21 protein-coding genes are annotated in these 20,819 nt (G+C 37.3%); 8 read left to right on the top strand and 13 right to left on the bottom strand.

Annotated features, from left to right (window positions below; all coding sequences use genetic code 11):
* Positions 1–44 precede the first annotated feature (44 nt).
* Genes DD597_RS01415 through DD597_RS01375 form a run of 9 tightly spaced genes read right to left on the bottom strand, consistent with a single transcriptional unit; the run spans position 45 to position 11,488 of the window.
* Positions 45–2,867, bottom strand: a complete 2,823-nt coding sequence (locus DD597_RS01415) for a hypothetical protein (RefSeq protein WP_129255892.1) — start codon at positions 2,865–2,867, stop codon at positions 45–47.
* Complete coding sequence (locus DD597_RS01410) at positions 2,867–4,555, bottom strand: hypothetical protein (RefSeq protein WP_129255891.1); 1,689 nt, start codon at positions 4,553–4,555, stop codon at positions 2,867–2,869. The genes DD597_RS01415 and DD597_RS01410 overlap by 1 nt, the downstream gene beginning before the upstream one ends.
* 2 nt (positions 4,556–4,557) lie before the next feature.
* The gene (locus DD597_RS01405) at positions 4,558–4,995 is read right to left on the bottom strand and encodes a hypothetical protein (RefSeq protein WP_129255890.1); all 438 of its coding nucleotides are present in this window, start codon (positions 4,993–4,995) and stop codon (positions 4,558–4,560) included.
* Position 4,996: 1 nt separating this feature from the next.
* A complete protein-coding gene (locus DD597_RS01400; protein WP_045617188.1) occupies positions 4,997–5,296 on the bottom strand; it encodes a hypothetical protein in 300 nt (99 codons plus the stop codon).
* A 15-nt stretch (positions 5,297–5,311) separates the two neighbouring features.
* Positions 5,312–7,141: a phage major capsid protein gene (locus DD597_RS01395; RefSeq protein WP_045617190.1), complete on the bottom strand. Its 1,830-nt coding sequence runs from the start codon at positions 7,139–7,141 to the stop codon at positions 5,312–5,314.
* A complete protein-coding gene (locus tag DD597_RS01390; protein WP_045617191.1) occupies positions 7,092–8,585 on the bottom strand; it encodes a phage portal protein in 1,494 nt (497 codons plus the stop codon). The genes DD597_RS01395 and DD597_RS01390 overlap by 50 nt, the downstream gene beginning before the upstream one ends.
* A complete protein-coding gene (locus DD597_RS01385) occupies positions 8,585–9,121 on the bottom strand; it encodes a hypothetical protein (RefSeq protein ID WP_129255889.1) in 537 nt (178 codons plus the stop codon). Before DD597_RS01385 ends, DD597_RS01390 begins: the two co-directional genes overlap by 1 nt.
* A 17-nt stretch (positions 9,122–9,138) precedes the next feature.
* Positions 9,139–11,028, bottom strand: coding sequence for a terminase gpA endonuclease subunit (locus tag DD597_RS01380; protein WP_129255888.1), 1,890 nt, complete (start codon positions 11,026–11,028; stop codon positions 9,139–9,141).
* Positions 10,943–11,488 (bottom strand): terminase small subunit, encoded by a 546-nt coding sequence (locus tag DD597_RS01375; RefSeq protein ID WP_234708133.1) that lies wholly within the window; start codon positions 11,486–11,488, stop codon positions 10,943–10,945. The genes DD597_RS01380 and DD597_RS01375 overlap by 86 nt, the downstream gene beginning before the upstream one ends.
* Positions 11,489–11,523: 35 nt before the next feature.
* Here DD597_RS01375 and DD597_RS01370 point away from each other — a divergent pair, with 35 nt between their 5' ends.
* The 4 genes from DD597_RS01370 (at position 11,524) to DD597_RS01355 (ending at position 13,942) form a co-directional block, all read left to right on the top strand.
* The gene (locus DD597_RS01370) at positions 11,524–12,087 is read left to right on the top strand and encodes a hypothetical protein (protein ID WP_045617193.1); all 564 of its coding nucleotides are present in this window, start codon (positions 11,524–11,526) and stop codon (positions 12,085–12,087) included.
* A 156-nt stretch (positions 12,088–12,243) separates the two neighbouring features.
* A complete protein-coding gene (locus DD597_RS01365) occupies positions 12,244–12,918 on the top strand; it encodes a hypothetical protein (RefSeq protein ID WP_129255887.1) in 675 nt (224 codons plus the stop codon).
* Positions 12,918–13,355: a DUF488 family protein gene (locus DD597_RS01360; protein WP_045617197.1), complete on the top strand. Its 438-nt coding sequence runs from the start codon at positions 12,918–12,920 to the stop codon at positions 13,353–13,355. The genes DD597_RS01365 and DD597_RS01360 overlap by 1 nt, the downstream gene beginning before the upstream one ends.
* Positions 13,352–13,942, top strand: coding sequence for a DUF4326 domain-containing protein (locus DD597_RS01355; protein WP_052686690.1), 591 nt, complete (start codon positions 13,352–13,354; stop codon positions 13,940–13,942). Before DD597_RS01360 ends, DD597_RS01355 begins: the two co-directional genes overlap by 4 nt.
* Positions 13,943–13,965: 23 nt before the next feature.
* Here the strand turns inward: DD597_RS01355 and DD597_RS01350 are convergent, their stop codons facing one another.
* A complete protein-coding gene (locus tag DD597_RS01350) occupies positions 13,966–14,607 on the bottom strand; it encodes an EAL domain-containing protein (RefSeq protein ID WP_165298092.1) in 642 nt (213 codons plus the stop codon).
* A 230-nt stretch (positions 14,608–14,837) separates the two neighbouring features.
* Here DD597_RS01350 and DD597_RS01345 point away from each other — a divergent pair, with 230 nt between their 5' ends.
* From DD597_RS01345 to DD597_RS01330, 4 genes are all read left to right on the top strand, one after another.
* The gene (locus DD597_RS01345; RefSeq protein WP_129255886.1) at positions 14,838–15,173 is read left to right on the top strand and encodes a hypothetical protein; all 336 of its coding nucleotides are present in this window, start codon (positions 14,838–14,840) and stop codon (positions 15,171–15,173) included.
* A gap of 60 nt (positions 15,174–15,233) precedes the next feature.
* Positions 15,234–15,797 (top strand): hypothetical protein, encoded by a 564-nt coding sequence (locus DD597_RS01340; RefSeq protein ID WP_045617203.1) that lies wholly within the window; start codon positions 15,234–15,236, stop codon positions 15,795–15,797.
* An 8-nt stretch (positions 15,798–15,805) separates the two neighbouring features.
* A complete protein-coding gene (locus tag DD597_RS01335; protein ID WP_045617204.1) occupies positions 15,806–16,411 on the top strand; it encodes a hypothetical protein in 606 nt (201 codons plus the stop codon).
* A 192-nt stretch (positions 16,412–16,603) separates the two neighbouring features.
* Positions 16,604–17,305 (top strand): hypothetical protein, encoded by a 702-nt coding sequence (locus tag DD597_RS01330; RefSeq protein ID WP_129255885.1) that lies wholly within the window; start codon positions 16,604–16,606, stop codon positions 17,303–17,305.
* Between the two features lie 285 nt (positions 17,306–17,590).
* On the opposite strand, the gene DD597_RS01325 is transcribed toward DD597_RS01330, so the two are convergent.
* The 3 genes from DD597_RS01325 to DD597_RS01315 all read right to left on the bottom strand — a co-directional run bounded on the left by DD597_RS01325 (position 17,591) and on the right by DD597_RS01315 (position 20,473).
* Complete coding sequence (locus tag DD597_RS01325) at positions 17,591–17,875, bottom strand: hypothetical protein (protein ID WP_045617206.1); 285 nt, start codon at positions 17,873–17,875, stop codon at positions 17,591–17,593.
* Positions 17,876–18,502: 627 nt separating this feature from the next.
* Positions 18,503–19,897, bottom strand: a complete 1,395-nt coding sequence (locus tag DD597_RS01320; RefSeq protein WP_045617208.1) for a hypothetical protein — start codon at positions 19,895–19,897, stop codon at positions 18,503–18,505.
* 54 nt (positions 19,898–19,951) lie between these two features.
* Complete coding sequence (locus tag DD597_RS01315) at positions 19,952–20,473, bottom strand: hypothetical protein (protein ID WP_129255884.1); 522 nt, start codon at positions 20,471–20,473, stop codon at positions 19,952–19,954.
* Positions 20,474–20,819 lie beyond the last annotated feature (346 nt).

Genomic DNA, 20,819 nt, shown 5'->3' with positions numbered 1-20,819 from the left:
TAAATTTAGGGATAACGATCCTTGCTATCCCTTTCATATATTATTTATGTATGTAGGTTGTAGTACTTCATATATAAAGCTAAACCTCTTAGTAATTCACCAGTATAGAAACCAAAGTACATTGAATTGTTTTGGCTTGTTGTTGGTGTGCCACTTCTAATGGCTGGCGACCATGCTCCATTCATCACGTGATTAGCACTAATTACATCGTAGTTTTGTTGTATCTCAGCAAAGAGTAAATCAAGTAATTCATGATCTGGATAACCTGCAATCGCCATCATTGATGCACCTGCAAGCCATAGCCCTGACATATGACCTGTAAAGCCATCATAGATAACTTCCCCATTATCTTTAAATCGTGTTGGTGCATGGCCATCGTTATTTTTCATGAACCATTTTAAGTAGTTCATCCAGTTCTTACAGTACGTAAGTATGTTCTGTGGAATGGTGTAATCACCACGTTGATACAGTTCATGTACTACATCACAACCTGCAAAGAACGCACGAGGTTCATAACCAGACCATGCCTCTTCATACCAGTGCTGCATGATGAATACGTCGGGTTGTTCACCATCAGGTAAGTACGCTAATGCGTCCTGACGGTTCCACACAAACGCCTGTGCACATGGGCCTGGTACAGGCGGATGAAACTTTTTCGTAAACCAGTTCTGAGCATCACATAAGAACCTCATACTGTTATTCAATCTGGTTTCATCAATTGCAATACCCTGAAAGCACCATATAGCCGGTAATTGATACCCTGGGTATGGAAGTCCACGCCAGCCAGAATACAACTGAGCATACGGATCTGTGATGTTACTGAATGGTATTAAGCCTGGTGTGTACGCAAGGCTATCAAGCATATACTGCTTGATCACACAATCGCCTAAGCGGGCTGTATAGCCGTTTCCGGTACTGTCATTAAACGTAAGACTTAGCAGTACTGAATAGTCACCTGTACCGCCATCATCATAGAGTGCTGGTAGGTCATTAATGCAGTACCAGTCAATACGACCGCTAACGCCATCTACCGGATCGGTATCAAGTAGTAACGTAAACTCTTTACGTGTGGTAAGGGTTGGTTGTCCCGGCTGTTCATCGCCTTCTTGATGATCAGGTTGATATGAGCTTAATTTAAAATCTAAGACTGAAAATGTTTGTGTAACCCATGCACCATTACTTGCAGGTAACATAGCCCACCACCTCCAACCAAAATCATCAATAATGCGGATGTTAAAATCATCAGCATAAGTACGGTATGTAAAAGAAACTAAATCCTGTTCTTCTTTATTGAAAATCCAGAAACCTACTGTCGAACTACCGTCACTATCCATAGTACTTGTTATGACGTTATCATAGTACTTATCTGCAATGCCGCTTTGATATTCAAGTTTAGTTACGGTGTTACTACCATAATCAGAAATCATACGCATATCTGCTGTTAAGTACTGCCCACCATCTGGCTTAGCAATTCGTGTAAAGTGGTTCATAGGTATACTCATTGCCTGAATACTGCCATCCGTTTGAGTAATTGGCAGACCGCAACGATATCTAATTGCACCTTCATCTGTTTTTGTTTTATTCACAGTTAATGCAACGGCAAGACTTAATGCAGCACCAGAGGTATCTACACCACCATATTCAACATAGAAATTGCTACTATTATTAAATTTGAACCAAATTGATTGTTGTTCAAGTGTGGTTTGTGCTGATGCACTTTGATTAATTACAATATATCCATCAGCATCACGCGAGTAAGTAGCAGCCTGATTACTTGGATAGAAATAATCATATGAGATACCGTCTGTAAAAGGTGTTGTTGCTGCGGTAGATTTACGGAAGAACTTATCGAATTTATCTATATCAGAGTACCCAATACAGGTAATCATTGAGTTTTGCCAGGCTAACCAGTACTTACGCTCGCTTGTGATATCCCATAGTAGTTTTGCTGCCTGGCAGAACCACAATTCGGCATCTGATGCGTTATCTGCGAAATCAAAGAAACCATAGTTATCAATTGGTACATGTATTGGCCTGTTGTGCCAACGTTCATTACGCCCCATCAGATAACCGCCATGTTCTACAGGGTTACGTGTTGCATAGTTGAAGCGGTAATTACCGTTGATGGAAGTATTTTTGAGCTGGACTGTACCGATCTGGCTTGTTAGCCCTTCTGCCAGTACATCACCATTGCTATCTACCTTGCGGCCTGTACGGTCGATGATCCAATCAACATTGTATGTAGGTGCTTTGGTTTTCCAGTCTACCGAACCTTCTGAATCCCATGCATATACAGTAGCGTTTACCTGATTCCAGCCTAAAGAAGCACGTTCAGGAAAAGCGAACCATACAGCATCGAGGTACTCACCATAGTTTGGTGCACCGTGTGGTATCTGTGTCTGTCCGTTTGTCCATGTAAACAGTACTCCCTTGAAGCCTCCATGAGTTGGGTACTCTGGATCTAATGGATAGTGTGCCAGTACTGGAGCTTTTCCGTTACATATCCAGTTACAGCGTAATGAACCATCAGGTGGATCTGGAAAAGCTACCCCTCTGTAGAATGCATTGTGATACCCGTTAAAGTAGTCCTTTGCCAGTTCCAGATAGTGGGGTTCTTTGGTTGCCTGATATGCGTATATTGCACCTAAAATTGCTAATGACTGCCCTTCGGTGGTTGCGTCACCATCAGGTTGTGCTTCCCATCCTGTTTCCGCTATAAAGTGCCTGTTATTTGCAAGTACTTTATCTGGATTAAAAACAAAATGTTGATTTTTGTTATCGTTAGTTAAACCTGTATTACGTTCTAAAAATTTCAAATGCCCCTCTAACATTTGAAGAGCATTATCTATGTTACCTTTTCTAATCATTAATGAAGATCCGCCATTAGTAAGGAGCCGTACCAGGTACTCCCCCCATCTATTGACGTGAATTGAAAAACATCAACTGAATCTTTAGTGAAGGTTAATACTGGAGTACGCCCGTATGACCATTTAACATTCGAAGGCCATTCTATTTTATTAGCACCTGTGCCTTGCATCAGATATACCGTGATGGTTTGACTGTTCTTAGTACTACCGCTTGCATTGATAATGCTTAATTGAGTACTCGCAGAGGTAAGTGTTGCAGAGAACACTCTTTTACCATCTGACATATCAAGACTAAGTGCGTCTGTTATGGTATTTAGTACTAACAAATCTTGAGTGATAGTAACCTTAGTATCAATGTTTGCCTGTAGTGCTGCATTCTTTACATCAATCTGTGATTTTGAGTAAGTACCTACGTCATTATAGTTCAGAGACACGTTAGAACTTAATGGATAACCGTTAACAGTAGTAATACGTAGTGCAAAGAGATCGTTAGCATGGGTACGTGAATATACGTCACTAATATCTGCTGCTACCAATTGAATGTTAGTACCAGATAATGGCTTGTTATTGATTAGGAACGTCTTTGGAACGAAAGTACCATTACTATAACTTAGGCTTGTCATATCCGTTAACTGTGCTGCCGTTAGAGTAATATTACCTGTTAATGCTAATCCATTTACTGTAGTAGTTTTTGCTACAAAGTTTGTATTAACCTGCGTCTGTGAATATACATCTAAAATATCGGCTGCTACCAAGTTTAACGCCGTACCTGTTAGTGCGTGTCCGTTTAACTGGAACACTTTAGGAACATAGCTGTTATCGGTCTGTGTTTTTGAGTACACATCAGAAATATCGGCTGCTAAAAGAGTGATATTTCCGATTAATGGTTTGCCATTGATGGTACGGGTAATCGGTACGTAGTTACTGAGATCAGTAGCCGCTGCTGCACCAAGTTCTGACAAAGTAGGCTTATCGGCAGTGGTATAGACCTTGTACCATGCACCAGTACTTGCTGATGAGAAGTTACGGAAATTCAGTACCGGAGTACCGGATTTGTTCATCACTAACTGAGTACCGTTAGAACCATCAAGGTTCGTGATACCCAACATATCTACGCCTGATGGCGAGTTCACCGCTGGGATCTTAACAAATGAGTTACCGTCACGGCCTTGATAACTGGGGAACTCTACACCGTTACTACCTACGCCCCAATCACCACGGTTAAGCGGTACTACGGACTCATCAAGGATACCTGTTGCTACCTGTGTCTCAGGAGTAAACACATACGAGCGGGTAACTACGGTATCAATATCCGATGAGTCAGAAACTTTGGATAGATAGCCGTTGTACATCACATAGTTCACCGACGTATCGTTAGTACCAGCATCAAGCATTTCAACCTTGACCTGTACTAATTGCTGAGAATCAACAACAGAATCAAGTACGACGTTTTCACCTGGAACATAGTTAACTTCAATAGTCATATCACCATATGAACTATCACCCGCTACTTTAGAGGTGTAAGTACTATCATATGTTTCTACAGTTGAAATAGTTGTTGATTCACTAAAACTTGGAAATGCTGAAAGGTTTTCTACTTGAACAAAAGTACGGGCATTTGGATCAACATTAGTTGTATCGGTGTTAATCCATACCGTAGTTAAATTCCCTAAAAATGTTTGAGCCATAATTATTCCCCATAGCTAAAAGATAGAGTTTGCGTGTGTACATAAGCGGTTTCCGTTGATTCGGCTTGAGAAGTCATTAGGCTATCTTCAATACGTACATTGAATAATGGCATTGGAAGTTGCTGGTTTAAGTCATTAAAGAAACCAGGCGTATAAATTGCTTCAAGTATTTTTTCTATTTCATCGGATGCTTCTTTATATGATTGTCCGACAGACACAAACTGAACACGAAACTCACATAAATTTCGAATAGTTGATGGCATAATTTGATTATTAATGACTGTGTTTGCTTTAGGTACTTGAGTACGTTGTACAGAAGAATCACCAATATAAACCACAGTAATATCATCTACTGATGCTTTTGATGGAAAGTGTAAATTAGTAACTGGAGAGAGTTTATTAATTAAGTACTTTCTGATTTTATAGTCTGCCGTAAACATATTATATTTCCTCTTCTAAATCGACTTTGCGAATATAGTGATAATTAGAGATGCCGCTTGTATCATCATCTATCCTATTTACTACGTATTCGATGTTATCGATCTTGAAGGTGCTATTTAGTTTGATACCTGACTTAGCACTAAAATATGTCACAGTAGTTTGACTATCATCGAAAAAAAGCTCGTCTTGTTCGAAAATAGCGGTAATCGTTATTGATACACCATCTTGAACAATGACGAGCTTTTCACCAAAAGCATTAAGTAGTGACTCTGATTGTGAGTTACTAAAAAATGCTCTCATATTAGTTCCTGATTATTAACTTGTTAGTTTTAAAACTAAGAATGCTTCATCATGTGCAAATGCGTGTGCCTGGAAGCTGAAAGTACGTAGCACAATACCCATTGAATTACGTTGAGTGGTATCGTCACGATCCATAGTTACAGAACCCCATTGTGCAAGTACCAGATTTGACCAATCACCAAACACAATAGAACCGGCGGCAACTTGAGTACTTTCAACTAAGCGTACTGAATCAGCGAGGATGCCATCACCCATGTAACCTTGTAGAAGGTACTTGGCACTGGTATTAGCACCATCAAGAGTGGTACGTAGAACAGCAGCGGTAGAAGGATGTACGATAGCTACAACGTTCTCTACACGCACGTTATGAGCGGCAAGAGAAGCAAGAGCATCAATCACATCTTCCTTAGTAAGAGCACCAGTCAAAGTAACAGCTGGAGCCTTAGACACGGCATCAGCAAGAATTAGACGTTCCAGTTTAAGTGCAGCACCCTTAACCATTGCATCTTGAATATACTGTTCAGCGGTATTAGCTGATTTGATAAGAGTCCGAGTCAGTTCTACAGAACCTGTGAAGATCTCAGGTTTCAGAGTGATCTTTTCGAAAGATGCGTTGTATGACGGGCTTGGAGCACCTTCAGTTACATAACCGAAGTTATCAGTGAAATCAGAAGTTAGTTTTGGTAGTACCAGATTCCCTTCACCTTCAAGATTTGCAAATACCTGAACAGGTAAACCAGCAAATACAGAATTTGCACGTAGAACGTCAATATACGAATCTGCGTAAACTTCTTTGATTAAAGCAGTACCACCAACAGTGGTAGAAGTACGCACGAAATCACCCGCAGGGATTTCAGTTTTGCCTGTAAAATTTCCTTCACTTAAAGAACGAATTAGGCCATTAAGAACAGTTTTTTCCATTTTGATTTCCTTATCATTTGGATTTTTTTTTGTATTTAGTGATCGCTTGAAGTCCACAACAGAGATTCCTTTCTCGATGGCTTCAGATACATCAACTTTTAGAACCTCGCCGATTGATTCCAATTCACGCTTACGTTCCAGTTCATTTGTATTTACTTCTTCATTAGTACTTTCTTGTGGTACGTCTTCAGAATCGGATTCTTTAGTTTCAGAATCATTTACGCTTTGTTCTTCAACATCGCTTTTATTTAACATCTTGCTAAGTAATTCAGGACGATTAGAAATCATTTCTAAAAGCTCTTCGTCAGTAATTACTTTTCCAGATTCGGATTCAGCAGCTTCTTGTTCAGGCGTTTCATTAATTTCTTCCTGTACTTCATCTGTACCCTCTTCCATCATTTCTTGATTGTCATCCATGACATTAATATCCTCTTGGTTATCTTCTTTTTTATTTATCAAAGAGCGACCAACACCAGCCGATACATCAGCAGGTACAGTTACCAGAGATATTTCATATGGGGTGAAATGAGTTACATAGATAATGTTACCTTCAATACGGTAATCATTTACGGTATAACCGAAGCTAATATGTGTTAATACGCCTTCATTGATTTGCTCCCATTCTTTTTCCGAAGCATTGGAAATCTGTAATACAGCACGACCTACTTTATCTGAATCAATACGTGCTAATAGGACTTTGCCAATCAAATGATCTCGGTCATGATTAAAAAGTACTGCCCCTGAATTGTTCAAACGCGATAGGTCTACATTATCTGGATTACATAGAAGTACTTCGTTATATAACTTCCCTTCTATTTCACGTGCTACGGGAGTTTCAGAACAAAAAGCAACTTCAACGGTACGATTATCAGAATTAATCGCCGTTGGTAAGGTTAATTCCCTCGTCTGGTTTTTGAACTTCATTTTGAACTTCCTTGTTCATATTCTTCTCACTTTCTATTTCTTGCATTACGAGACGCGGATCACCGCCCATTTCACTAATAACTTGTGTACGAGATTTCAATCCAGCATCAATAGCAGCCACTTCACACTGAATATCCTTTAATGGATCAAGTGAGATTGGTTTAGTTTGAATATAACGAGCACAAACAAGATCATCGAAATCAGAGAATTTTAGATTTAACTTATTATTATTTAGCATTTCATTCTTTAACCATGCTGAATAGATTGGCTTCAGCACTTTATTAACAAGAACATTTGTACGTGTTGAGAATGTAGTAGCCTGAAGACGTTCAGCTAATTTAGCTGCACTAAATGATGCATCAGCAGTACTCCCCATTAGGCTTTGTTTAGTTACGTTTAAGCCCATAGAAATATTATCAAGTAATACATCTGTGAATTCGGCAATACCATCAACACCATTACGAGGATCAACAGATTTGATATCCTGGTTAGCACCTAATTCAAAAATAGCACCAGGCTCTAAGTACTCATTGTAGATAGCAGTACTTTGTTCACTTTCGTTTAGTGAAAGTTCGTTGTTGCCGCTATTGGTAATGAATGTAGTTACACTGGCTGAAATACGCTTTGCTAATAAAGCCGCTTCTTGAAAGTTCTTCAAATCTGAAAGGACTTTAGTACTTGCAACAAGATCGGGGATTCCTCGATTTTGCGTAGCATCATCTGCCACATAATAATGTAGGATTTCAGTAGCCGGAATTACGTCATAGCTCGTTGCATCGTATGTATATGTAACCGGATTGTATTTAGCAAAATAGTAATTTACTGGTTGATTGTATTTATTGAACTCAATACCGTTGCTGATATAACTTCCATTGCTGAGTAATGCATTGTTAAATTGTGTTAACCTGGCTGAATCAATCATTTCTATTTTGATGGTACGGTTAAAGTTATGAATTCTTACAAAGGCTTCACCATCACGCACACGGTGTTTTTCAAGAGTCTGAGTAAAGAGGTCAAACGTCATTGAATTATCCAGACTGAAACGGGTTTGATCATAGGCCCAACGGTCAAAAAGCTTTTCAAGTTGCATATTGATTTGATGCTTTTCATTTTCATCAATATCAAGTTCAACTGAAGGTTTTACATAGATACCGTTAGAACCTACAACACCATCAACTGATAACATCATGTACTTACGTGCGATTGGGTTTGTTAAGGTTGATTGTCGTGATTCATTACGCCATTCTGCTAAGTGCCATTTTATGAGATTGTTAATACTTACTGAGCTAACACCAGCATTAAAGCTGAAAACATTAATACCATTTGTTGTAGTTCTGATTTGATTCAAATCGCGTTGCAGTGTTCTGCCAGAATGTTCACGTACTTCAGTTTTCTTTGTTCGTACTTCTGGTTGTACATCAACCTTTTTTCTTTTAAACCACATTATCGAGTCCCCCAACGATTTGGATAGTTAGGATCTCGGAATACGGTAATACTCTTAAATGGTTTATTGGAATCAGGTTTACCATTCATTTTAGCCCACAGAGAATTAGCACGTTCAATATAACGTGTACGCATTGTTTCTAAATTGGCTAATGATTCACTAACTAATGTTTTATTATTAATTGCAATGCTATAGTTAGCACCGCCTTGTATTTTCGCTTCAATAACTGCTTCAATTTCACTAATCATTGTGCGAATACGTGCGTATTCTGCCGTATGCCTTGTTGGATCAATTACTTCACATTGAGAAGTACTAACAATACCGTTAGTAATCTGAGTACAGAATAGTTTTTCTGATGAAATAGCAAGATCAAACGTGATAATAAAATCACGTTCAACATCACTTGATTGATTATCAAGTGTTACAGATTGACCAGTACTAACATATGAAGTTACGAAAATTGTTTTTGCAGGAATCGCTACAGAGTACTCATACGGGTTTGATACCATATAAATTTGTTCTGGTAAAATTGCCATTTGATATCCTTATCATTTTACGTTTTGCCGAACCAATTAGAACCCATACCTGTACGTCTACGTCTGGTAGGTGTATTTTTTGGTTCTTCTGCTTTATTTATTTTGTTTTTGTTATTACTTTCAGATTGTTTATATTCGCGTAATTTTTTAAATGGTTGATTACCTAATTTAGATTGAGCGTAGGCAATAGCAATAAGACCATAACAAAGACAATCAAGACTTTCATTCCTTCTCTGGCCTTTCTTTAATCGCCATACTAATTTACCGCCAGCAGGTTTTAACTCTTCGGCTGATAGCTGTTCAAAATAATCAGTTGGTAATGAACTACTAAAGCGGAGCTTCACAGGTGCATTATCTGCTTCAGTACTAAGCATCAGATTGAGAAGTTTACGTATCGTATTCTTTTGATCATGTACGTTTAGGATCTGTAGCTTGTAACCAGCCTGTGTTGATTCCTTGAAGAGATCACCAGTAGTGGAGCTGGAACCCTTAATAGGATGGTACTTAGCCCAACGTGCTGTGAACTTCTTAACCGTATCAGTAGCGTTACCATTCGAACTGTCCACGAATACTGCGAGAGTTGGTACTAAACGACCTTCTACCGTGCGGAAATCTTGCCTACAGAACTGATCAAGGTCTTTCCAGGCTTGTGATTCGATTTTAGTTACATCGTGACCATAGAAAAATTCGTGACCAAGTACATATATGTTCTTCTCATCAAAGCCTAATATAGTGGCTTCGCATCTATCAATTTGCTGATCAACTGATATACAAATACCTAACGTACTTTCAGGGATTTTATGTAGGTTAAATTCATCTTCGCGTAGTGATTCCAATTGGAGAATATCTAATTCCTTTTGATATTCATCCTCATAAGGTAATCCAAGTTCGTTGTTATAGAATGTTTGTAGATTGAAGTTATAAAGGGCATCAGCAAACTTACTTACCATTTCAGTAATCGTATTCAATGGGGAATACATACGGCTGATTTGATAACCTACTACACCAGGTTCACCATCTGGATTAGTTGCAACCCATCGCCCGTTATCAATCATTTGATGTCGTGTATGTTCACCAATTTCCTGTTCACAGCACGGACATATTAAACGGGTAGTTGTACTATCTGGAATTGCTCTCCCATTCTCTAAATATTTAAATTCGAATGCTACCTGCTCCCATTCAAAAATATACTCATGACCGCAAGAATGTGTAACAAAGTAACGGCGTTTATCAGATAGGTTATATTCCGCATTAATTAAATCATCTTTATACAAAGGTGTTGAGGATACAACCACCAATGAATCACTACCAAAGGTACTGGTACGTGCTTCTGCTAATTTTATTGGATTCCCTTCATCAGTAATTTCGCAGTTGCTGACCTCATCTAACAGAACACACCTGGTTGTGATACCGCGAAGGTTCCCCGGCGTGTTGAGATTTAACCAATAGATAAAAGTACCGTTCACCATTTGTGTTTGTTTAGAGTTATTGGCGGCGTTCTTATCATTCTTATCGGTTACTAATGGCTTTAGTACTTCACTTGTTTCAATTGCTGGAAGAAATTTACCATCCTTGAATTTCTTCACTTCTGATTCAGAACTACTACCAAAAGCAAAGTTACAGGGATCATTTGCCATTAGACTAAAAGCTATTGATTGAAGTACTGTTGTTTTCAAAAGCTGTGAACATGATTGAAGTACAATCTTTTTAGTACTTCTCTCTTGAGCTATATCCATTGGTTCTTTTTGGAAACTAAAGGGTATCCAATCAAGGCCCATATTCGGCCCATCAACAAATTTAACTACACCATTACTAATCCACTCACTGGTTTTCTGAATCTTCGGCGGTTGTATCGTTGGTAGTACTTTCTTCAGAATCCTCGTTAATTTCTTTTTGTTTGTTTCCATCCTCTAATACTTCCATGTCATCGGGTAGCTCAAATTCCATTGAGCCTAATTGGTATAATGTTTTATCAATATGCGTTCTTAATACATCGCGTAAATCCTTTGCATCTGATTGTGCAAATAATTCAAGATAAGTTTTTGATGGTATTGCACGTACTGCTGTTTTGATCTGAAATAGATATTCTGTTAGTACTTGTTCTACATATTCAGCACTGACTACCAGCCCATTCTTTTCTGCTAACTCTAATTCTGCTAACTGCCTTTCTGCTGAAAGTTTCTTCAAACGTTCTTGTTCAATTTGTTCTTTTGTATTAGTATCACGCAACGGCTTTAGTACATTATCTACAATCCAACTTCTTGCGTTAGAATCAGTGCCTGTCGGCATTCCCTTTTCTACCCAAGTTCGAACTGTAGATTCATCGTATCCGTACTGTCTCGCTAATGATCTTAATGAGATATCCATATTTAATCCTTTTTATTTTATTTATAGGGTTTACAATGTCAGACCGTAACAATGATTTTTCTCTGTTAGTAAAATTGCTGAACGGGTTTTTGAAGAAAGATGAGATAAAAAAAAGGCTACATTCTTTTGTTGAAAAAGAAACTAATGATTGGGAAAAATGGCTGCAAATTGAATTTGCTCATTATCTCACTTCAAAAAAGAAGTATGAGCTACATCGTGAAGTCACAATATACCTCGATCCAGTAGATTACCCTGATAGCAGACTTGCTAAAGTAGATTTGATTCTGCGTGAAAAATCCTCACCCTCTGATGATTATATTTTTATAGAGTTCAAATGTACTAAACGTGTTGCACCATTAGTTAGGGGCTTAGCAGCCGACCAAAAGAAAATTAATGCTATTAAACATTGTAACTACAAAATGCGTAATTATCTCGGTGTCGGGTTTCATCTTTTTTGTGAACCAGATGATATCGATTTTATGGAAAAGTACGTTAGTGAAGAACTCAATGGCTCTTACGCTGTTTTTAAATTATGTGAGTGTCCAGTAAGATATAATTGCCAATGTGAATTAAATGAAATTGGCGTTGTTCTTTTTTGACTGCGGTGCGGGTATAGTTATTTCGTTCACACACAAATGTTCATATCCGGTGGCGAAACTACTCGATCACAACAAAATCGTCGAAGTACCTCCACCTTGCTTTCGGATTATTCCGATGTTAATATTTACTCACTTTACTTTTGCGGGAGATGTAACATGGGAAAGTTAACCTTCGTTTGCCTTAGTAAGTCCAAGAAACCAGGTGGCTACTGCGTAGCGGGTAAAATTGTTAACCAAGATGGTTCTATTGGTGAATGGATAAGACCTCTAAATAAATTTGGCTCTATAAGTGATCAAGATTGTCTTTATGAAGATTCTACTTATGCTAAGCCTCGTGACATAATTGAAGCGGAGTTTTTAAAATCTATTCCTGAGAGTTTCCAAACTGAAAACAATCTTATCGACTCTACTCAACGTTGGATTAAGAAAGGTGATTACCCTTTTACCCATGAAGAAATAATGAAATTATGCGATTATCCCGATTCGCTGTGGTCAAACAAATATCAATCAAAAACTGGCAAATGTGATCAAGTACATCCGACTGAAGCAACAAAGTTTAATGAAAGCTTGTATTTTATTTATGTAGACAAAATTCAGTTCCAAACTTCAAGATGGGAAAGTGAACCAATAAAAGTACGTGGTGAATTTACCTATAATGGTGTCATATATAATCTCCGTGTAACTGATATTGTATGGATTAACATCTTTGAAAAAAGGGCACCTGGAGTTTATAATGAAACAGGTAGAAATGTGACGGTCAGTTTAGCACATGATTTGCATACAAGCGTTAGTGGCGATTATTACTATAAATTAATAGCAGAGGTCATGTAATGAAAGTGTATTCAATTGGCTTTACTGAAAAAACTGCTGAAAAATTTTTTACCTTGATTAAGTCACAGCCAATCAAAACTCTGGTTGATGTCCGTCTAAACAATGTATCTCAGCTTGCTGGTTTTGCTAAAAAGAAAGACCTCGAATTTTTTCTTCGCGAACTGTGTGGGGTAGACTACGCCCATGTTCCAGACCTCGCACCAACCAAAGAGATGCTCGACCCTTATAAGAAAGGAAAAGTCTCTTGGGAGATTTACGAAGATAACTTTATGAATCTTATGGCTAAAAGGAACATTGAGCGTATAGATAAGAGCTTAATCTCTGACGGTTGCTTGTTATGTAGTGAGCACAAGCCCCATCACTGTCATCGTCGTCTTGTGATAGAATATCTGAACAAGCATTGGGATACTGATTTTGAGGTTAAGCATTTAATATGATGAAAGTACTAATTATGTATCATCCTGATTTTGCTTCAAAGGGTAAGTTTGAGCGAAAGCTTACCCGTATCTTCTCCGAATCGAGTGAATACAAAATCTTTTATTTTGAAGATCATCAGGATTTGATACATAACTATTTTTCCTCTAATTTAATTTTTAAACTTGATCATGATACTCTCGCTGACCCACTTAAAATAGGATTGACGCACGCTATTATTTTTGATTCAGCATTGAAACCGGAGTTCACAACTGTTTATGAAACGTTATCATCACAAATTCCTGTAAGGTATATAAAGGATAAAATTACGTTTGTTTCCAACAAAGACAGGGGCGAACACTTCGATGTATATTGCGGTCGCGGTACTTTATGGGGTAATCCCTATGCGATAGGAGCCGATGGTGATCGTGATGAAGTTATAAGAAAGTTTAAGTACGACTTTGATAGAAATTTCTTAAAAGGCGGGGAGGATTTCAAAGAAAAGCTTAAAGCACATAGAGGAAAAATCCTTGGCTGCCATTGCAAACCCTATCCATGCCACGGAGATGTTCTTGCCAGATTTTTAAATGAATTAGATGATGGTGAGTAAAGCCGCATTACAGCGGCTTAGATTTATAAAAGAAATGTCACCTTAGAGAAGTTCACTGAACGATAAAGATATCCTTGCACCGCTGATACTCCAGTATCACGTAGTACTGGTAGTTCTTGCCGCTGCTCTACTCCCTCAACGATCACATACGGGCAGTACTTCATGATGTTCTTCATCAGTACGTTGAATGTAGGTTTCTGTACTTCCTGATGGTAGAACGCCCTATCAAGTTTTACCGCCTCATAGCATCCAGTAGTTAGTGCTGCGACGTTGGCACGGCCTGAACCAAGATCATCAAGGAACAATCGATAGCCAACGTTTAACAGTGTTTTAAGTACTGGATGATTGATACCAAGTTCAAGCCCTTCAAAGTTCTCTGAGATCTCAAGCCTGATGAAGTCCATTTTATTCAATAGCTGAATAATCTCCCTGTCAAACACACATAGCCGTGCCTGTACGGTATCAACGTTAACGGTACAGAAAAGCCGGTGCTCTCTGAACCATGACGCATGAAAATCTACAGTCTCTAATTGTTGTTTCAGTAGTTCCTTCTTCCCTTCGACCGTCATAGCCATGATGAAGTACTTACTGTTAAGCACAGGCAGATCTTCGCAATGGAAGCGGGTTAACAGTTCACATCCTACGAGCTGGCCTGATGTAGTCATGATTGGTTCTGCTATGAAGGTCTTGGTGATCATCCGTGCATATCTCTAAAAATGGTAGATGATCAATTATTGATCATTTTTAGATATCAATAATAGAGCTACCCTACCAAATAACATTACTTAACCTATTGAAAATGATCATTTTTATGTGATTTTTAGCGTTTCGTATTGATCAACACAAGACCACTGTATAAATTTACAGTACAACAAACTCATATGAGGGCAGGAAAATGGGCAATAAAAATCTGTTTGATCCAAGCGTAAGAAAGGGTGTTCAGATGTTTTGGCAGTGTGGACAACGGATAGTGGTTGTTCATCCTGGAGGGTACTTAGAACGTATTGAAGACGGGCAATGTGTCTTGTTCGAGACAACACCTCATGAGGATGGTACTCGTTTGTACTGGTTCGGTGTGACTTCAAGTAACGCATACTACTTTATGCTTGAGGTAGCTCAGCCAGTAGATATCTTTGCTGTTGGTAGTTGGTTCTACGCACAGCAAGCTATGTTAGAGGCACATGATAAGGATGATGCATTCTGTGATATGCAGGGTGAATTACCGTTTTGATAGCACCTTAAACAAGGTTGTGGTACATACAATACATAAGATTTTATCGGGAAGTGATTCATGGATTGGGGCAATGGTTCAGATCTGATTAGTGCTGCCTGTAATGCAGTAATGGCAGGGGTAGCTGTGTATGCTGCTGTAAATGCTAAAGATTGGCTTTCACCTAAACTTAATGAGCGAAAATTTAAATTTGCAGATGAACTTATTGATCAGTTCTGTAAGTTACAACAGGAATCTTTTTACTTGCACAGTGATGTAAAACAATTGATTAATACAGAACCTGATGAACAACATGATGAAACTAAATTCAGGCTGCTTTGGGAAGAGCTTTTGCAAAGAGAAACAATATATAGAAAAAACATAATAAATTTACGTACATCGATGGAAAGGATGTATCTTTGGGGATTGCAGCCTATTAATGAACGCCATTTTATTAAAATAATAGATTCACATTTATCTTTGACATACACAATAAGAGATGCATTATCTGTAGGATCTGAAGAGATTTTTTTAAAACTACCTGTTTGTTTTGATTTCGACATGAGGATAAGTGAAAAGTATAGAACTGTTCGATCCTCACATAACAATATAATAAAGCACTATAGCAAACTATTTACTGATTGAGGTAACTTATGGCATGGTATGAAATAACTGGAACATTAGCGGATTGGGTAATGGCTGGTGCTGCTGCATATGCCGCGTTTAATGCCAAACAATGGTTTTCTCAAAGATCACACACTAAGGGTTTTGATAAAGCAGAGGAAATTTTATCTACAACTGATAGCCTATATAACTCAACATTTAAAACTATAGAAGATCTTTATCCAGCCCTTAACTATCTCAATGAATTAAATAATGGTTTGAAAAAACCTGATCTAAAAAAATCTGAAGAATTTGAAATACTTGAGAATATACATAGAGGATTTATATCAAAAATTGACAATTTAATAAAAGAATTGGATCTTATGGAAAGATGGTCAATCAAAGTAGAAAATAAAGACATTATCCTCGCAGTCACTAAGTCTCTTAGAGATGTTAACGCATCTGCGTGCAATGCTTATATTTCAGTGCAAACAAGCCTTTTTGATTATGCCAATAACAATCAACGAGGATTTGAGTTAAGTAGAAAAAGTTTCAATCAACACTATAAGGAATATTTAGAAAGTTTGGCTGCTTCAGAGAGTGCCTACAATCTATTCAAAAAGCAGAAATTTATAACCTTCTTTAAGGTGAAGTAACAGTTTCGGTTATTGATAATCTACAGATCAGGAGTAGTTGGTTCATGATTCACAAATGTTACGAAGTTTCACGCCACACCTACACCACAACAAACCAAACCCCTTTGTAGGTGTAGCGTGAACGTGAGAGTGTACTGATAGTTTTATAACTGGTAAAGTATTTATTTTTTTGACTCTGGATGAGATACATAAATGAGCAGAAGGGAAACAATTACAATACAAAATGACGATAAAAAATTCTTTAAACTATTCTTTGGGAAAGAAATTAATAGTTTCAAAGAGAACTCAAGAACACATATAATGTTGCAACTTGCATTAGAAAAAGCACACGACATTAGAAAATTTGAAATTGATTTATACTGGAAGCGTGCAACTTATTTCTTTGCATTTTTTACTGTGATTACTGCCACTTTTGGTTTTCTTTTCACATCTAAAGAATTTAACTACTTCGCTCCGGCATCAGCATTAATAGGGTCATTATTCTCAATTTGTTTCTATTTTGTTAATATTGGCAGTAAATACTGGCAATGTAATTGGGAGTATATTATTGATAAATTAGAGATTTATGTAACAGGAAATCTTTACAAAGTATATTTCTACGAAAAAAAAACACCTTATCGACCTTCGGTATCCGAAATTAATTCATTGGTAAGTATTATTATTATTTTTAGCTGGTTTTTATGCTTCGTAGTCTCAATATCTCAAGCATACATATATAACTTATTTTACATATCCTTCTTTTTATTTCTGTATTTTTTATTAAATTTTCTTACAGCATATTTGTGTTGTAAATCCGTCAAAAAAACAATATCAAATAATGATAGTAGTCATCGTTACTTTAAGTTTAGAAAACATACTTATGAAGAATATAACACTCAAGAGAACGCCCCTTAGTGGGCGTTTTTTACCTCTAAGCAATGTATTAACATACTAACAGCTTTAATCACTGTATCAATATTTGGATTGATCAATGATTCGTTAAAGTACTCGTCCTTACATTCAGTGATATTTAATAAGTACGTGTATGGGTCGCCTAAATCCCTTACCCTCGAATCACGCGTTTCTAACTGTATGCCTGAAACGCCGTTTGTTTCAATCCTTACTTCCTCGGTAACATAGAGAAAGTAGTATGTACCATCATCGTATGAGTAAAATTCCATTCTAATCACTTTAAGTACCTCACATACCATTACCAGTACTTACAAGCTCTAAGAATCTTTCAACGTCTTCTTTTACATAAATTGCCAGTAGTGTAATTACTAAATCCTTACGCTCATTATCAGCATCTTTTATAAAATAAAGATAATCAGAAATCAGTTCAAAATCATACTCTTTAGGTACTAATACTTGAACTCTATATTTGGGATATGCGAAAGGATTGTACAGTACTGCTTCTACTTCATCGATAAAAGATTCACCATGTACCATTTTATATCTTAATAACTGGAAATATTTTTTATGCATTAGCTTTTCCTTTTCTAATAAATATCACTTAGTTTTAATTTTTTACTTTACGTAATAAAACAAAGTCACTTCTTGATTGTTATTGTATTTATTTGTTTTATACGAAAAGCAGTCAATAACACTCACTAAATGAAGTTTCTGTACAAAGAACTTCACCCCTCTGGTTAAAAAAATTACATTGGTATGTGTAAGTACATTAAGGGCTTTAACAGCCCGATACCCCGCCCTTTGAGCGAAGCGGTACAGCGAAATATTTTAGGCACATAGTGCCGCCCCCTATTTTTGTGTACTTAATACAAAAGGGATATGTATGTACTTAGTCAAAAAGAAATTGAATGATATTTGTATGTACTCGCAAGTATTAGGTACTTTCAAGAAGAAGTACATTAACTACTCAGGCGAGTACATAGAAATAGAAATTCAAAGCCGAACGCGTTAGCGTTTGTGCTTCTTTATATTGATTGACCTTTATAAAGGCAGTTGCAAGCAACCGCCTTATGTCGGATTCACTGCGAAAAAAAGAACGAGCAAAGCCCGTTCTTTTTGTTCTTGTTCCCCGCCTTTCATTTTATTTTGTCTCCTTTTTGTACCTATAATATTAGATAGTTTTTAGAGACATTTTTATGATCATAGGAGTGAATTGTACTTGGATACAAAATGTGCTCTTTGTTGTTCATTGAGTACTAACTGTGCTTCCTTGTTCATCCACTTATTGAATAACTCAATTGTAGGGAAATGTTCAAGAGATATGCGTTGGTATGCCTTCTTCTGTGAAGTACTGAGATTCAAAGGAACAAAAGTACTAACTGATTTGGCACTATTAGTTACTTCAATTCCTAAATCTATGAAGATAGGTGTATCTGAAAGTGAAAGTGCTTGTTCTTTATCGAACACATAGATATCTACTACTTCATCACTTTTATAATCGCGTAGTTTGGTACGCTGTACGAATTGATATAGTTCTTCCTTCTCTCGTGCCTGTACTATCTGTTCGTATGTAAGACCAAACATTAGTTCACACTGTTTTACTTCTACATTGGAAGGTTTGAGACTACTTAACCAAACGGCTTTTGTATAGTTCTTGTAATCATTGATACCACGGCTTTTAGGCGGTACATACTTACCGTTAAGTACCTTTTCACTCTGATCGCTGTTCACGGTAAAGATGTAATCAGTAAGGTTCTCTCTTACCCATGCTAAAACCTTCTCAAACTGTTCTGGGGAGTTTGAACGTAGTGATGCCGTCAAAGGTACATCACTAAAGTAATGTACTCTCATGCGTTGATTTAGTGGTACTGTACGCTCTCTAAGTGACAATGTTGTACGTTCAAAACTATCAGGGGATGACAAGTACACAAGGGTGTTCTCAAAATCATTAGCCATAAAGGTAATATCAAGCCCCAAGAAGCGTTTTAAGTTTACCCATGACATAACCTGTAGCTGGTCTTTCTCCTGCTTGTACTGATTAGTACCACCTACTTTCTCAAAGAAACGTGCATTGAAAAGAAAGTGATCGTACTGCTGCACGAAAGCAAACGCTTTAGCGGCATTTTCAAGTACTACATCATCAAAATCAGTGACAGGTTTAGCCGTTACGTGATTATCACCTACTGCTTCAAAGCTATGAAACAACTCATTCTCAATGAGTGATTTCTGGTTTGTATTAGGTGTAGCAAAGTGATGGAAAGAAACAACATCATCAAGATAGATTTTCCATTTTTGTAGTAACGTCATATCTCGAATCTTTAGGAAAGCAATATCAGTTATTATTAGTACACGGTGTGTAGGGTTTAGTAAAAACTCAATTATATCCTCATGAACATTTTTTGATGTTACTGATGTGATTAGTTTTGCCACTTCACCTAAATCTTTTGCGGTCTGCTGTGTAAGATGTAATGTACCCTGCACAACAATATAGTTATCTGGTGTTCGTAAAATTTGTTGTACCAACGAGTGTGTTTTACCACTACCACAATCACCGCTGATAAACTTCATTTTATTTTTCGATAAATAGTTAAACATTATATAATATCTCCATATATTTTATGGCACTACCTCCATGTAGTGCCTTTTTTATTAAATTTTGTTGGCGTGTTCTAATAGTGCCGCACTTAGTTTTTCATATTCCTTGTACTTCTCAGCGAGTTCTATCAAACGTGCCTTACGCCACTTCATATGTACTTCATGTGCTTCAAGTTCTGTGGGATAAGTACCTAAACAAATCTTTTTCCTATCAACACTACAATACGCCCTAAACTTCTCACCTGATGCTTCAACACCTTTCATGTACTTACCAGGTTTGGTACTTTTGAAGAGTTGGTTAACTTCAGGAGGAACATACATACAGTTTTGAGGTGAGTACTCTCGTGAACATGGATTTAGTATATCTTTATCAAGTTGCCAATGCTCTTCATAATTCTGTTCATGCCAATCTAAAAATGATGTTAGTTTGCTAAATCCTTCACCAATACTTACATCAGCATAATCAGGATTATATAGCGTTCTATCGAACATATTATTGAATGCCTTGCGACCTTCTTTTAAATGAGGATAATCATTATGTTCACGTACATTTTTTAAATCATTAACTCTTTCCATTTTAAGATTCCTTTCTTTTGTGGCGAAACATCCTGTCTCACCATTTGCTATAACTTTATTAGGCGTACAGCATTAACCTTTTTTTAGAATAATGTATTGCGTCAATAAGTACTGAAGAGCACTTGCGAGTGAATTTTCTCGCTGGCACACTCCACTCTTAGATAGTTCCTGCAATGCGGTTAACTGAGTGTCAGTTAATCGCACGGTCACACAATTAGTTTTTACATCCTTTTTGTTTTTCATTTGTTTTTCCTTATTAAATGATTTCGATTTCGTAATAAATCCCATGAAAAAAGAACCCTACGGCGTAGGGTATCTTTTCAATGGAAGGATAGATGAGTCACAA

The sequence above is a fragment of the Enterobacter cloacae complex sp. 677-3DZ2D5B genome (assembly GCF_004136695.1).
Taxonomy (GTDB): Bacteria; Pseudomonadota; Gammaproteobacteria; order Enterobacterales; family Enterobacteriaceae; genus Enterobacter; species Enterobacter hormaechei_C.
Note: the sequence above shows the minus strand (reverse complement) of the source record. Positions and strands in the feature narration are given on the sequence as shown.